Origin of the sequence: Serratia sp. Ag1 (assembly GCF_000743355.1) — a bacterium.
Lineage (GTDB): Bacteria > Pseudomonadota > Gammaproteobacteria > Enterobacterales > Enterobacteriaceae > Chania.
This window is the reverse complement of the sequence record NZ_JQEI01000007.1, coordinates 1-14,375: the sequence shown is the minus strand read 5'-3', so window position 1 is coordinate 14,375 and position 14,375 is coordinate 1. Positions and strand designations below refer to the sequence as shown.

The following is a 14,375-nucleotide window of genomic DNA, read 5'->3' as shown; positions in this document are numbered from 1 at the left end:
GCTGGCAACGGTGACCCTGTACCCTATGAGTGTTTCAATAACCACCAAGTTCAGCTACGGTTTTGGCGCTTTCGGTAAAGACTTCGCCATCGGCATTGTTTACATGTACCTGATGTATTACTACACCGATGTGGTGGGGTTATCGGTGGGTATCGTCGGGAGCTTATTCCTGGTTGCGCGCATCTGGGACGCCCTCAACGATCCGATCATGGGCTGGATTGTTAACAATACCCGCACACGCTGGGGGAAGTTCAAACCCTGGATCCTGATCGGCACAATCACTAACTCCATCGTGCTTTTTCTGCTGTTCAGCGCCCACCACTTTGAGGGGACGGCGCAACTGGTGTTTGTCATCGTGACCTATATTCTTTGGGGCATGACCTATACCCTGATGGATATTCCTTTCTGGTCGCTGGTACCCACCATCACGTTGGATAAGCGCGAGCGTGAGGAATTAGTGCCCTATCCACGCTTCTTCGCCAGCTTGGCCGGGTTTGTTACCGCCGGGGTAACGCTGCCTTTCGTCAATTACGTGGGCGGTGGCGATCGCGGGTTCGGGTTCCAGATGTTTACTCTGGTTCTGATCGCTTTCTTTGTCGCTTCAACCATTATCACCCTGCGTAACGTCAAAGAGGTGTATTCCTCTGATAACACAGCAGAGGGTGCCAACCGGATCAACCTGAGAACCATGATCGGGTTGATCTACAAAAATGATCAGCTCTCCTGCCTGCTCGGCATGGCGTTGGCCTACAACATCGCTTCCAACGTCATCACTGGTTTTGCGATTTACTACTTCACCTACGTGATTGGCGATGCAGAACTCTTCCCCTATTACATGTCTTACGCCGGGGCTGCTAACCTGATTACGCTGATCCTGTTCCCGCGTTTGGTGAAGACGCTTTCACGCCGTATCCTGTGGGCCGGAGCTTCGATCATGCCGATTCTTGGCGGCGGTGTACTGCTGGGCATCGCCACTGCGGGCTATCACAACCTGTTGCTGATCTCACTGGCAGGGGTGTTACTCAATATTGGCACCGCGCTGTTCTGGGTGTTACAGGTGATCATGGTGGCCGATACCGTCGACTACGGCGAGTACAAGCTTAATGTGCGCTGTGAGAGTATCGCCTATTCGGTGCAAACACTGGTGGTGAAGGCGGGATCGGCCCTGTCGGCATTTTTTATCAGCCTGGTGCTCGGCATCGTCGGTTATGTGCCTAATGTTGCCCAATCACCAGAGACCGTGGTCGGCATGCAATTCATCATGATCGCGTTACCGGCGCTGTTCTTCTGCATAACGCTGTTTATCTACTTCCGGCTTTATAAACTGAACGGCAATTTTCAGCACCAAATCCAGACCCATCTGCAGGATAAATATCGCCAGACGCTGGATGAGCCAATGCCGGAAACAGGCCGCATTCTGTTGCCAGAAGCGGAAGCCAAGGGGTGATTATGGAGTGGGTTTCACTTATCGGTTATCTGGCAGCCAGCCTGACAACGCTCTCTTTTTTGCCACAGGCCATCAAGGTGATCTCCACCCGCAATACGCAGGGCATCTCTTTGTTGATGTACGCGATGTTTGTGGCAGGTTTACTGCTGTGGCTGATTTATGGCGTGTTGATCGGCAATATGGCCGTCAGCCTGGCTAACCTGCTGACGTTGCTGTTTGCCCTGCCGATTCTGGTGATTAAGTACCGAAATCGTTGAACCTTTGATATTTTCTCCTGCCGGTTCATCAGGCAGGAGAAAAGCCCGCTCAGAATCGAAATTAAGCCAAACGCGGGAAAGCATCGGCAATCTTGTCACCGGTAAATTGCGCTACCCAGCCTTGTGGATTATCAAATAGGCGGATCGCGACAAAGTCTGGTGCTGAACCCATATCAAACCAATGGCGGGTATTAGCTGGCACCGAGAGCAGATCGTTTTTCTCACACAGGATCTGGAACACCTTGCCCGCCAGATGCAGGCAGAACAGCCCTCTCCCTTCCACAAAGAAGCGCACTTCGTCTTCGCCATGAGTATGCTCGGCTAAAAATTTGCCACGCAGTTCCTGGCGCTGTGGGTTATCCGGGCGCAGGCTAATGACATCCCAACTCTGATAGTTTTTTTCTGCCACCAGCCGATCGATTTCATGCTGATAGGCAGCAATCACCGCATCTGGCTGCGGATTATCCCCCAACTCGCGATCCGCCTGCCAGCGCTCAAAACGCACGCCAATCTGTGCCAATTGCTGCTGAATAGCCTGCTCGTCGTTACTCTGCCACAGCACCCGTTGTGGTTCTGCGTCACTGAAGATCGTTAATCCACTCATGCCACAAACTCCCTCAAGTCAATCTGTTCGAAATGGTTTACCTGTGGATGCTGGCTCTGAGGATCGGCCACATCGCGAATCAACTGACAAGTGCGCCAACCCGCAGCCCGTGCTGCATCAAGTTCCTGATGAATATCAGAAAGAAACAACAGCTCTGCGGGTTCCAGCGCGATATCCCGGGCGATATTCTGATAAGACCCGGTTTCACGCTTAGCGCCTACGCGGGTATCAAAATAGCCACTGAACAAAGGCCGCAGATCACCCGCGTCGCTGTAACCAAACAGCAGTTTCTGCGCCTCCACCGAGCCAGAAGAATAGACGTACAGCTTGATCCCTTGCTGCTGCCAGGCCACCAGTTGCCCGGCTACTTCCGGGTAGAGATGACCACGAAAATCACCGTTGTGATAACCCGCGCGCCAAATCATCCCCTGTAAGGCTTTCAGCGCGGTCGATTTGCGATCTTCATCCATAAAGCGATAAAGCGCCGCTATCAGCTGCTCATGATCCGCATCCGGCTGGGCAATCTCTGCGCGTAATGCGGTCAGCGCTTCGGCGACTTCCGCGTCGGCAGCCTGGGCTCGTACAAACGCGGCCAAGCGCTCGCGGGCATAAGGGAATAACACCTGATGAACAAAGCGGATATCGCTGGTGGTGCCTTCAATATCGGTCACAATCGCGCGGATCATTGAGCCTCCAATAAGCGGCATTGCAGTTCACACTGGAACAGGAACTCCAAACCTTCAAGATGGCGGCGGGCTTCTGCCACCTGTTTGCCCCAGCAATACAGCCCGTGCCCTCGCACCAACAAACCGTATGGTAACGCTGTGGTTTCTGCATAAGCCGCAACGCGGGCCGCTAGCGCGTCAATATTCTGGTCGTTATCAAAAATCGGTATTTCTACGCGATTCAAATGACTGTGCTGTCCGCTGAGGGATTTTTGCATCTCATACCCTTGCAGCACCAGCGCCCCACTCTTCTCCACGCGGGACAGCACGGTAGCATTCACCGAGTGGGTATGCAGGATCGCCGTTACCTCAGGATACAAGCGGTAGATCAAAGTATGCAGGCCGGTTTCTGCCGAAGGCGTGCGGCCACTCAGGGCCTGATTGCTGGCGATGTCCACCGGTAAAAAATCCTGCTCCGTCAGGCGGCCTTTGTCTTTACCAGACTCGGTGACCAAACAGCGTTCACCATCAAGGCGCAGCGACATATTACCACCGGTCGCCGGGCACCAGCCCTTGTCACCTATCCAGTGGCATGCAGCCAGTAACGCATCAAGTTGCGGGTTTGCGGTCATTCACTCGGTTTCCTGCAAGTTAGCGAAAAGGATATAGCCATCTAAACGTCTTGATTGCCAAAGGTTAACACCGTGTTATATTGTTGGCAACACAAGCGCCTAGAGTAAAAACCTGAAATGAGCACTTCACCCCTGATTCCCGCAAGCAAATTACCGGCCCTCGGCACCACCATTTTTACCCAGATGAGTGCGCTGGCCCAACAACATCAGGCGATTAATCTGTCGCAAGGGTTCCCGGACTTTGACGGCCCGGAGTATCTGAAACAGCGCCTGAGCTGGCACGTCAGCCAAGGGGCCAACCAGTATGCGCCGATGACCGGCGTTGCCCCGTTGCGTGAAGCCATTGCTGAAAAAACTGCGCAACTTTATGGTTGGCAGCCAGATGCCACCAGCGAAGTGACCATTACCGCAGGCGCAACAGAAGCTCTGTTCGCCGCCATCAGCGCCCTAGTACGCCCTGGCGACGAAGTGATTTGCTTTGATCCCAGCTACGACAGCTATGCCCCGGCAGTGCAGCTTTCCGGCGGTGAGTTAAAACGTCTCACTTTGCAACCACCAGCCTTCAAAGTGGATTGGCAGCAATTTGCCACCTTGATCTCGCCGCGCACCCGGCTGGTGATCCTCAATACTCCGCATAACCCTTGTGCCACGGCATGGCATGCAGCAGATATGCAACAACTGTGGGCAGCAATTGCAGAGCACGAAATCTACGTGCTGAGTGACGAAGTGTACGAGCACATTTGTTTTGCCGCTGGCGGCCATACCAGCGTGCTGGCACATCCGCAACTGCGCCAGCGGGCCATTGCCGTCTCTTCCTTCGGTAAAACCTTTCATATGACCGGCTGGAAAGTGGGTTACTGCGTCGCGCCTGCCGCACTGAGTGCCGAAGTGCGCAAGGTTCACCAATACCTGACCTTTTCCGTTAACACTCCGGCCCAGTTGGCCTTGGCCGATATGCTACGGGCAGAACCCGCACATTGGCAGCAGTTACCCGTATTCTACCTTGCCAAACGCGATCGTTTTGTGCAGGCTTTGGCGAGCAGCAGGCTGAAAATTCTGCCGAGCGCAGGAACCTACTTCCTGCTGGCAGATTACAGCGCCATTTCCGATCTGGATGATGTGGCTTTCTGCCGTTGGTTAACCGAGCACGCAGGCGTAGCGGCAATCCCTCTTTCCGTCTTCTGTGCCGAACCTTTTCCTCATCAATTGATCCGGCTGTGCTTCGCTAAACAGGATGCCACGCTGGACGCAGCCGCGGAGCGGTTATGTCGACTTTGAAAATTAGCCTATTGCAGCAACCTCTGGTCTGGCGTGATGGCAAAGCCAATCTGCGCCAGTTCGACGCGTTACTTGCGCCAATGACTGGCCGCGATCTGATCGTGTTACCGGAAATGTTTACCACCGGATTTGCTATGGATGCCGGTGAAAGCGCCTTGCCAGAGCAACAGGTCATCGACTGGTTGCATAGCTGGGCGGTAACAACCAACGCCCTGATCGGTGGCAGCGTGGCGCTAAAAACCGCAGAGGGGGCGGTTAACCGTTTCCTGTTGGTCGAACCCGGCGGCAAGGTGCATTTCTACGATAAACGCCATTTGTTCCGTATGGCAGGTGAGCACTTGCATTATCAGGCAGGAACCCGGCGCGAAGTGTTTGAATGGCGCGGCTGGCGTATTCTGCCGCAAATCTGTTACGACCTGCGCTTCCCGGTCTGGTCACGTTATCAGCAGGATTACGATCTGGCGCTGTACGTCGCCAACTGGCCTGCGCCGCGCAGCCTGCACTGGCAAACGTTGTTGACCGCGCGCGCGATTGAAAATCAGGTTTACGTTGCGGGTTGCAACCGTGTGGGTGAAGACGGCAATGGCCTGAATTATAGTGGTGATAGCCTGATTATCAGCCCGCAGGGGGAACGACTGGCCAGCACTGAACCGGGCATGGCAGCCCGATTAGATGCGGAATTATCGTTAGAGAATCTGCAAAGCTATCGTGATGCATTTCCAGCCTGGCGCGATGCCGATAGCTTCAACTATCAAGATTGAGAATAACAGGGCGCCGCGAGCCTGCAGCGCCCTCTGCCACTTATCTCTCGCGGAATGCCTCGCGTGCTTTTAACACCGGTTTCAGCAAGTAAGACAGTATCGTTTTCTCGCCGGTACGAATTTCAACATTCGCCACCATCCCGGGGATAATGGGGAAAGTTTTATTCTTAACGTGCAACGCCGCCTGATCGGTTCGTACATAGACGCGATAGTAGGTTGAATCCCCACGGCCAGATCGCGCTTTCTCTTCATCAATCAGAGTATCCGAGCTGATGTGTTCCACAACACCGCTCAACCCGCCATAAATGGCGTAATCATAGGCGGTGATTTTGACCGTGGCGGGCAAGCCAGGGCGTATAAAGGCGACATCTGCCGGTTTGATCTGGGCTTCAACCAGCAGGTTATCTTCAAGAGGGATAATGGTCATGATTTCCGCCCCCTGCTGGATAACCCCACCTACGGTATTGATTCGGATGTTATTCACCGTGCCGCGCACTGGTGCCACCAGAGTGGTTCGCTGCATCACATCTTGGCGGCCACGCAGGATTTCCTCTGCCTGTGCCAACTCGGATTCCAGCTTGTTCAGTTCGTTATTGGCATCAGAACGGAAACGGTTGGTGCGTTCGGCAATCTGCAGTTGAAACTCGTTTGCCTGCCTGCGCAAACGCAGGATTTCCACATCCGACACCAACCCTTTTTTGGCCAAGGGGGCTGAAAGCTGTACCTCGTTTTCTGCCAGCGCTAGGCTTTTCTTCAGCGCTTCCACGCTCTCATTCAGGGTTCGCAACTGCGCATTGTAAGCCTGAGTTTCGTCACTGACGATACTGGGCTCCGCCATCACCTCGGGCGGAAACACCAACGGAGTACTATAAGCCTGCGCGCGCAACCGGGCTATAGAGGCCTCTAATGCCAAGACTTTCGACCGAGACTCACCATAGCTGGAGTCAGCACGCGTCGGATCCATCTTCAGCAACACCTGCCCCTTTTCAACCACATCGCCTTCGCGCACTTTCAACTCTTCGAGGATCCCGCCTTCAAGGCTCTGGATGACCTGTTCGCGACTGGCGGGGATAACTTTACCGTCGCCGCGCGTGATCTCTTCAACGCGGGCAAAATGTGCCCAAACCAGTGCAACCACAACCACTAATGCGATCGTGTACAGCATAATCATGCTGAACGGCGTTTTTTGCGAGATCAACGCCGCTTGCAGGTCATTGATAAACGCCATATCGTCGCCTTCAACTTTCCCGCTAGCGGTTTCTTTGCTGCTTTTATTGCTTGTAGCGATCTCGTTCTGTGCTGGGGATTTAAGGCCATCTTTCTTCATCACTATGCTCCCCTTTTCCGTTCAGCGATTTCTGCAACGCCATTACCTGGTTCCGCTGGTGCTGCTTTTGCCGCTTCAGCCTGGGCATTCTGCTGGTTTTTCTTCTGGCTGTTGGCATTAAGCCGGGCGATAACCTGATCTTTAGGGCCGTCCGCTATCACACGACCATCGTCCAGCACGATCAGCCGATCAAAAATATTCAACACGGACATCCGGTGGGTCACGATCACCAGGGTTTGCCCTTCTATCGCTTTCTGTAGCTGACGGATAAACAACGTTTCTGTCAACGCATCCATTGAGCTGGTAGGCTCATCCATCAGCAGAATTTTGGGCCGCAATAGCAGGCAGCGAGCCAATGCAACCAACTGTTTTTGCCCGCCAGACAGCGAACTGCCCATTTCACCTACCGACATGTCATAGCCCAACGGATGCTTGGCCGCTATCCGGTCCAGACCGGTCATACGCGCAACGCGCAAAAACTCTTCGGTACTGGCACCCGGGTTGCCAATGGTGACGTTATAACGCAAGGTGCCATGGAATAATCGACAGTCCTGGCCGACATACCCCACTGCAGCCCGCCAGTCAGCCGGATCCACCTGTGTTGCATCGACACCATCGATAGTAATTTGGCCACTACGTGGTTGCAGCAAACGGCCCATCACTCGTAGCAGCGTCGATTTCCCACTGCCAATGCTGCCAATAATCGCCACCCGCTCGCCCGCGTGAATATTGATATTAATGTTCTCCAATATGGAAGGAGGAACCATGACGCCCGGTACCGGATAGGCAAAACCGACTTTTCTCAGTTGCAGGTTCCCGGTGAAATTCGGCGTCGGCAGATAGTTAATCGCGGCATCACGCTCTGTCGGTAGCTCCATCAACTGATTCAATGATTTCAGAGCAGTTTTGGCATGCTGATAACGCAGCGCCAAAGCCACTACCGAAGCTAATGGCCCCAACGAACGGCCAGACAGGATCACTACCCCAATCATCGAACCCATGGTCAGTTCACCCGCATGGATCAGATAAACGCCAAACACCACAATGACCACCGTGGTCACCTGTTGCATAAAGCTAACGAAGTTGGATGTCAGTGAGGAAAGGTAACGGGTCTTCATGGAGGAAGCCGCCGCCAACGCGCTGAAGTCATCCCAGCGCTTTTGCATTACGCCTTCGCCCCGGGCCGCTTTCAACGCTTCAAGCCCCTCAATAGTCTCGATTAACAGCCCCTGTTTCTGGGATATCTCACGAATATTCTCCCCCATATAGCGGCTGAGCGGCCATTGGATACACACGCTGACCAACAAAATAATAGGGATTGCAATCAACGGTACGATCGCCAGTTGCCCCCCGATCAGATAGATGATCAGCATAAACAGGATACAGAACGGCAAATCTGACAGCGTTGATAAGGTCGCTGATGTTACAAAATCCCGAACGGCTTCAAAATCGCGTAATTGGTTAGCAAAAGACCCCGTTGACTGCGGTTTGCTCTCCATGCGCATTGCCATCACCTGGCGGAACAATTTAGCCCCCAGAATCAGATCGGCTTTCTTACCTGCCACATCAATCAGATAAGTACGCACTTGCCGTGAGATGAATTCAAAGACAATCGCAATCAATACCCCAATCGCCAGCGACCATAAGGTCACATAAGCCTGAGTCGGGATCACGCGGTCATAAACGTTCATGGTGAAAAATGTACTAGCCAGCGTCAGAATATTGGCCAGCAAAGCAGCCAGCGCCGCGCTGTAAAAATAGTGACGATAGCGCCACAGGGTTGAAAACAGCCAGTGCCCTTCGCGGTTAGCCTCTGGCAGGATTTCGTCATCTGTACGCTTATCAAGTTTGGGTTGCGGGTTCGCCAACATCGCGTACCCACTATACAGAGTGGCCAGATCGCCCTCAGACATCTGCAAAGTACCGCCACTTTCCGGCACGATCACCTGATATTGCTGATCGCCGCGTTTACCACTACGTGAAGTGATGATGCAATAGCTGCCATCATTGCAAGCCAGTACCAAAGGCATAAGATAAGAAGAGAGCTTGCCCAGATCTCTTTTTATCCATCCACCAGAAATACCCACTTGCCCCAGCATCCGTAGAGCAAGTTCCGGCGTCAACTTTTCGCCACGCGGTAATCCCGCGTATAACACTTCTTTGCTTGCGAACTTATTATGATGCTGGCATAACCATTCAACTGCCCATAGCAATGAATCTTTAGCATTATCTTCAATATTATCAAAGTCAGTGGATTCTAATACGGGCGGAGGAGTAATTTGCTCACTCATAGCTGCTCTCTGGCTTCATAAATAACCTGCATTAATTGGTTATACTTAATTATATTTAAGCGTAGCAAAGGAAATACCCCCTCGCAAGCCAACGCACCAATCACAAAAAAAAACCATTTTAAAACATGAAAATACAAAAAAAAGATGCAAGCAAGATTAAATATAATCCAATTAGGATTATACTGAAACACTTTAATAATTGACTTTTAATCAGAAAGGAACTTTAAGCTATTGCAGCCAGGATTTATAATAAATGAATAGGCCACCTAATATTATGGCCTATTTTTGCATTAACTATTTTATACCCTTCATACTTCGAGTGACTTGGGGGTTGTTACTTGACGATGATATCGACACGCCGACTATTGATATTACACCCCATATCCTGGCCTGCCGCACAACCTTCAGCACTTGGCGCAACGCCCATGCCTTCAACTGCCACGATGCGGGAAGGCGCAACCCCTGCCTGAGTCAATAAACTGCGTACCGCCTGAGCTCTGGCGTTAGAAAGCCGCACATTAGACTCAGGGTGACCAACCGCATCGGTGTAACCGTGCAGTTCAACAGCTACAGCACCCGGTGCCCGCTTGATAAAATCAATTACAGTACGCAGTTTAGCCTGCGACTCAGGTAAGATTGCTTTGGCATCGCTCTTGCCAAACTGAAACAGTACCGTTTCTTGGAGCAACAAGGCATTACTGGCGTTCACGTATTCGCACGGTTTGACCTGAGAAGCCCGGTTCACAATACGCGTCTGCTTGCGCAGAGAATTTAATTCGCTCTCAGCCATCACACGATCTGCCAATGCGGTCGTAGTCCCTTTAGAACCTGGGTTAACCTGCAGGAAATAAGTCCCCCCTGCTTTCATTGTTAATTGGTGAGTCGGGTTTTGTTTTCCCTGGTAGTTTGGCTGATCGTTAAAGTATGATTCAACAGCATGTACCCCAGGCTTAACGCAGAACACACTAAACTCGCCAGGCAATAACGCTGATTGCAGTTCACGATCCACATAAATAGCCGCTGGCAGTTCCCCTTGCGGATAGTAAAACACCACCTGAGCCAGATCTGCAGTAACATCGGCAACGGGCCGATACTGATCTGCACCGAATGAATGCGCCACATGCGCTACATCTGATCCAGCACGCGCAGGTTGCTGTTCGGCCATAGCGCCGAAAGAAAATACCCCCGCCACCAAAGCAATCAACGAAACTTTGACTGACTTACGTCCATGATAAACAACTTTCATTATTCAATAACTCCAAAATCACCGCATACATCTTCTCTCGCGTCGATTGACCCGAGCAGTCGCTGAAGATTTATCTGCTGCTGATGCACAAAATTAAAATACCAATCTGCTTTACCATTTTTCTCTCAACGGTTGCTGCCTAGACACAGAGCCGCTGGGGAATGGCCCACGGTCTTGAACCGTGGGCGTTTTATCGGTTAAACAATAATTTGGTTATTCTGCAATAACGTTTCCAGATCGGTATGCACGTTGGATAACGTTACAACGCCGGTAAAGGCATGCTGTCCACCCTGACCATCACGGTCAATACTGATCACCGTGTCGGCCCCGCTGGTCTCTACCTTCAGGTACTTGAGAATACCTTGGGAAGAGTAGTCCAGCTCCATCTTGCCATCGTCCTGGAAGAAGGAGATCGGACCGTTGTAGTCCAGCAGATCGCTCAGGTCGATCAGATCGGCGTCATTGTCCGTTGCAACGTTGCCCACGTGGAAGCCATGGACCGTGTCGTGACCGTTACCGCCCGTCCCGTCACTTTCCATACCCGCCAACACCTTGTACATCAGCGTGTCGTTGCCACCGTTAATCAGGTAGAACGTGTCATTGCCACCCCGGCCTTCAAACAGGTTGTTGGCCGAGTTGTCAGTGAAGGTGTCGCCCTGATTGCTCCCGATCAAGCCTTCGATACTCACCAGCTTGTCGTTACCGTGACCCGTCGCAGTGCCTGTCCACAGGTTGGCCGTAATGGCGCCCGGTGCCCGACTGTAATCGACGATGTCCATCCCCGCCGTTGCACTCCAGACCGCCTGACCGCTCACGGTCTGGTTCCAGCCACCACCGCCGGTATAGGTATCGTCACCCGCTGAACTGAAGAAGGTGTCGTTATACCCGGTGCCAGTGATCCCGCTGCTGCCAATGGTATTGTTGACATCATTGGTGTTTTCCGCCGTCAGCACATAAGCATCATGCGCCTTGCCGGTGGTCAACCCGCCCCAGTTTTCGTTGACGGTGGTGTTGATGTTGCCACCCTGCTCACCGGCAAACGCCCCCACGTGGTTGGCTGCACCGTTGGTGATGCGCAACAGCTGTACCGAGTACACTTCGTCCGCTTTCAGGCCGAAGAAGCTCACCAGACCCATGCTATTGCTGGAGCCGGACGCCTGCGGGTTAATCAGTTGCGTCGCCACCAGGTTACCGTGCGAGTCATACAGCTTGACGGTGTTGCTGTAGAAGGTATTGATGCCGTTGCCGTCAACAATACGGATCTGCAGGCTGGTACCGTCTGCCGCGATGTTGGTGTTCTTCACCAGCAGCGTTGGCGCTGACGCATCGCCAGACACCACCGCCCCATCCGCACCGGAGCGGTACAGCACCAGGTCCATCGAGCCATCCCAGTCGTAATCCAGCGCCACCGCACCCGTCAGGTTGCTGTAGGTCTGGCTGGTCAGGCTGACCGCATTGGTCCCCCACACGTTGTTACCCTGGTTCAGATACAGCACCGGGCTACCGGTCACACCCGAACGAGGCACTTCGATGATGTCCATCTTGCCATCGTGGTTCCAGTCCACCGCCAGCGAGGTACCGCCGTCCAGGCTGTCACCAAACCACAGCGCCTGCGCATCGGTCGCCAGCAGCTTGCCGGTGCCGTCGTTCAGGTAGATGCGGCTCTCGTTACCGTCCACCGCATTTTTCGCCCCACGACTGATAAACAGATCCAGCCAGCCATCACCGTTGTAGTCGGCGTAGGTCATGGAAATCGACAGGTTACCGTAGTCGGTCGCACCGTCGCTGCGGAACACGTTGGCATAATAGCCTACCTCACCAAAGGTGGTCGAAGTGGTGCCGTTGGTCTGGTTATACAGGATCCCCAAGCCACGTGAAGCATTGCCTACTAACGTTGTGCCGTTGTAGTCAATGTGCGCGGTGATATCTACCGTACCGTTGTTATCGATATCCACCGCGCCCACTTCGTGCAACACACTCAGACCGGAAGGAATAGCCCCACCAGGATGCCCGTTAGGTGCAGCAGTCCCGTTTGCCAGCGTCCCTTTCTCGTAAGTCAGCGTTCCATTGACGTTCTTGATGAACGAGATGGAGTCGGCTTCTGAGTCAGCCAATACGAAGTCCAGATAACCATCGCCTTCACGGTCATAGGCAATCACCCCACCCAGGTGGTTCAACGTGCCCTGGTCCAGTGCCTGCGCCGTATAGCTGCCGTCAGCATTCTGCATCCAGTAGGCGGTCCGGTTGGCGTTACCGTACGAACTGACCTGCGACATCACATCGGTCAAGCCATCGCGGTTGATATCCGCAAAGGTGGCCGAGTTGATAAAACGACCGTAACTCGCCTCTGTCACGTTTGAAGGCTGTGCCAGATAGGTTGAGGTGTAATCCTCCTGCGACGTCATGTTGTACACACGCCCAGCGTTGGCTGTCGCGATCCCCGAGGTGCCACGCACGCTCTGGAAGAACGACCACAACCCGTCCTGCCCGATGGTCACTGCCGCGGCGTTCAGGCCATAACCGTCCGCATCGGTCGTGCCGCCCCACTTCTGCTCAATCAGCGTACTGCCACTCCCCTCGGTTACCCCGATGCTGGTAGCAGAACTCATGGCCGAACGGTTACCCGCCTCATCCCACACCATAAACGCGATGTTATGCGCACCGGATGGCAATGTGGTGCTCAGCGTCCAGGTACCGTCCGCGTTAGCCTTGGCAAACCCGATCACCTGATCCAGACCTTCCTGGTAGGTGCCGTTACGGTTCACGTCGCTGACCAGGGACACAATCGCCCCGGCTTCCACCTTGCCGTACTGGCTGCTGTTGAAGACGAACGTGGTGCTGTTGTCCACAATCTGCGGCACATTAGGCGCACCGAGGATCGCATCCGGGGAATCCAGATCGATCACCACCTGATAGCTGTTGGCAAAGTGGGTGTTGACCCCAACGTTACCAGCAGAATCAATCACCCGCAGTTGATAGTTCACCGTGGTGCTCTGCGTGACCGCATCCAGCGTGTAGTTCCACTGGCTGCCGCTCTGTGACAACAACGTTGTCCAGGTCGTCCCATTGTCCAACGAGATCTGCAGATACTGGTTGGTCTGCAGTGCCGCACTCAGGTTACCGTTCAACGTCACGGTACGGTCACGGGTGACCATATCGTTGTCGATCGCCGTCGCACTGTGGCTGAACAGATCGCCACTCACCAGACCATTGCTGGTATCGGTAGAAATACCCGTAGTGGTAGCCAAACCATTCAGGTTCGGCCCACCGGTTGCGATGGTCAGCGCATGCGAATCGGTGTTACCGATATTGCCTGCCAGATCGACCACCCGTGCTTCGATGGTGTAGTCACCCGAGTTCAGCGGTTGACTTTGCAGATCCACGGTCCAGTTGCTGGCGGTGGTGCTGGCCGCTTTGGTCCAGGTTTTGCCACCGTCCAGGCTGACTTCGACCCACTCATCAGGCTGCAACGCCTTGTTCAGCGTACCGTTAATCAACAACGTGTTATCGCTGGTATTAAAGTCGGAGTTACTGATCCCCAGATCATCACTGATCGACGTGATAGCGATAACGGCATCTGGTGCCGTGAAGTCCAGCATCAGGGTAAAGGTGTTCGACGGATCGCGGACGTTACCCGCCTTGGCCGTCGCCGTCACCGTGAAGCGGTGCTCGCCTTCCGACAATGTGCTGGTCGGGGTAAAGCTCCACTGCCCACTGGCGTTGGTCTGTGCCGAGCCCAGCAACCCGTTCTGGTCGTAGACCTTCACGATGCTGTTGGCTTCTGCACGGCCTGCCAGCGTTGGCGTCGGGTCATCTGTCGCACTGCCGCTCTGCATGTTCTGCGACTGTACGCTGCCCACATCGTCC

The 14,375-nt window shown here is 53.7% G+C and carries 11 protein-coding genes; 4 read left to right on the top strand and 7 right to left on the bottom strand.

From position 1 onward, the window contains the following. Nucleotides 1–25: 25 nt before the first annotated feature. On the top strand, nucleotides 26–1,447 hold the full coding sequence (melB, locus tag IV04_RS03835; protein ID WP_037403850.1) for a melibiose:sodium transporter MelB: 1,422 nt from the start codon (nucleotides 26–28) through the stop codon (nucleotides 1,445–1,447). Between the two features lie 2 nt (nucleotides 1,448–1,449). After that, entirely contained in the window at nucleotides 1,450–1,704 is a 255-nt protein-coding gene (locus IV04_RS03830) for a SemiSWEET transporter (protein WP_037403851.1), read from the top strand. 61 nt (nucleotides 1,705–1,765) lie between these two features. Here IV04_RS03830 and IV04_RS03825 read toward each other — a convergent pair whose 3' ends face one another. Genes IV04_RS03825 through IV04_RS03815 form a run of 3 tightly spaced genes read right to left on the bottom strand, consistent with a single transcriptional unit; the run spans nucleotide 1,766 to nucleotide 3,605 of the window. Continuing rightward, nucleotides 1,766–2,308: an acireductone dioxygenase gene (locus IV04_RS03825; RefSeq protein WP_037403853.1), complete on the bottom strand. Its 543-nt coding sequence runs from the start codon at nucleotides 2,306–2,308 to the stop codon at nucleotides 1,766–1,768. Next, entirely contained in the window at nucleotides 2,305–2,994 is a 690-nt protein-coding gene (gene mtnC / locus IV04_RS03820) for an acireductone synthase (protein ID WP_037403855.1), read from the bottom strand. The genes IV04_RS03825 and mtnC overlap by 4 nt, the downstream gene beginning before the upstream one ends. Next, a complete protein-coding gene (locus IV04_RS03815; RefSeq protein ID WP_037403857.1) occupies nucleotides 2,991–3,605 on the bottom strand; it encodes a methylthioribulose 1-phosphate dehydratase in 615 nt (204 codons plus the stop codon). Before IV04_RS03815 ends, mtnC begins: the two co-directional genes overlap by 4 nt. Nucleotides 3,606–3,722: 117 nt before the next feature. On the opposite strand from IV04_RS03815, the gene IV04_RS03810 reads away from it, so the two are divergent. Next, nucleotides 3,723–4,883 carry a pyridoxal phosphate-dependent aminotransferase gene (locus IV04_RS03810; RefSeq protein ID WP_037403858.1) on the top strand — a complete coding sequence of 387 codons (1,161 nt, stop codon included), beginning with the start codon at nucleotides 3,723–3,725 and terminating at the stop codon, nucleotides 4,881–4,883. Continuing rightward, on the top strand, nucleotides 4,871–5,644 hold the full coding sequence (locus IV04_RS03805; protein ID WP_037403859.1) for an amidohydrolase: 774 nt from the start codon (nucleotides 4,871–4,873) through the stop codon (nucleotides 5,642–5,644). The genes IV04_RS03810 and IV04_RS03805 overlap by 13 nt, the downstream gene beginning before the upstream one ends. 40 nt (nucleotides 5,645–5,684) lie before the next feature. Here the strand turns inward: IV04_RS03805 and IV04_RS03800 are convergent, their stop codons facing one another. The 4 genes from IV04_RS03800 to IV04_RS03785 all read right to left on the bottom strand — a co-directional run. Then, nucleotides 5,685–6,872, bottom strand: a complete 1,188-nt coding sequence (locus IV04_RS03800; protein ID WP_231566319.1) for an HlyD family type I secretion periplasmic adaptor subunit — start codon at nucleotides 6,870–6,872, stop codon at nucleotides 5,685–5,687. A 101-nt stretch (nucleotides 6,873–6,973) separates the two neighbouring features. Further along, nucleotides 6,974–9,262, bottom strand: a complete 2,289-nt coding sequence (locus IV04_RS03795) for a type I secretion system permease/ATPase (protein WP_051916646.1) — start codon at nucleotides 9,260–9,262, stop codon at nucleotides 6,974–6,976. A 334-nt stretch (nucleotides 9,263–9,596) separates the two neighbouring features. Next, the gene (locus IV04_RS03790; protein ID WP_051916644.1) at nucleotides 9,597–10,508 is read right to left on the bottom strand and encodes an OmpA family protein; all 912 of its coding nucleotides are present in this window, start codon (nucleotides 10,506–10,508) and stop codon (nucleotides 9,597–9,599) included. Nucleotides 10,509–10,705: 197 nt separating this feature from the next. After that, the coding region (locus IV04_RS03785; RefSeq protein WP_152562797.1) for an Ig-like domain-containing protein at nucleotides 10,706–14,375 on the bottom strand (3,670 nt) is incomplete at its 5' end.

Excerpts from the sequence above, each read along its gene's own strand:
- melB (WP_037403850.1), top strand. The coding sequence starts at position 26 with ATGAGTGTTTCAATAACCACCAAGTTCAGCTACGGTTTTGGCGCTTTC.
- IV04_RS03830 (WP_037403851.1), top strand. The coding sequence starts at position 1,450 with ATGGAGTGGGTTTCACTTATCGGTTATCTGGCAGCCAGCCTGACAACG.
- IV04_RS03825 (WP_037403853.1), bottom strand. The coding sequence starts at position 2,308 with ATGAGTGGATTAACGATCTTCAGTGACGCAGAACCACAACGGGTGCTG.
- mtnC (WP_037403855.1), bottom strand. The coding sequence starts at position 2,994 with ATGATCCGCGCGATTGTGACCGATATTGAAGGCACCACCAGCGATATC.
- IV04_RS03815 (WP_037403857.1), bottom strand. The coding sequence starts at position 3,605 with ATGACCGCAAACCCGCAACTTGATGCGTTACTGGCTGCATGCCACTGG.
- IV04_RS03810 (WP_037403858.1), top strand. The coding sequence starts at position 3,723 with ATGAGCACTTCACCCCTGATTCCCGCAAGCAAATTACCGGCCCTCGGC.
- IV04_RS03805 (WP_037403859.1), top strand. The coding sequence starts at position 4,871 with ATGTCGACTTTGAAAATTAGCCTATTGCAGCAACCTCTGGTCTGGCGT.
- IV04_RS03800 (WP_231566319.1), bottom strand. The coding sequence starts at position 6,872 with ATGGCGTTTATCAATGACCTGCAAGCGGCGTTGATCTCGCAAAAAACG.
- IV04_RS03795 (WP_051916646.1), bottom strand. The coding sequence starts at position 9,262 with ATGAGTGAGCAAATTACTCCTCCGCCCGTATTAGAATCCACTGACTTT.
- IV04_RS03790 (WP_051916644.1), bottom strand. The coding sequence starts at position 10,508 with ATGAAAGTTGTTTATCATGGACGTAAGTCAGTCAAAGTTTCGTTGATT.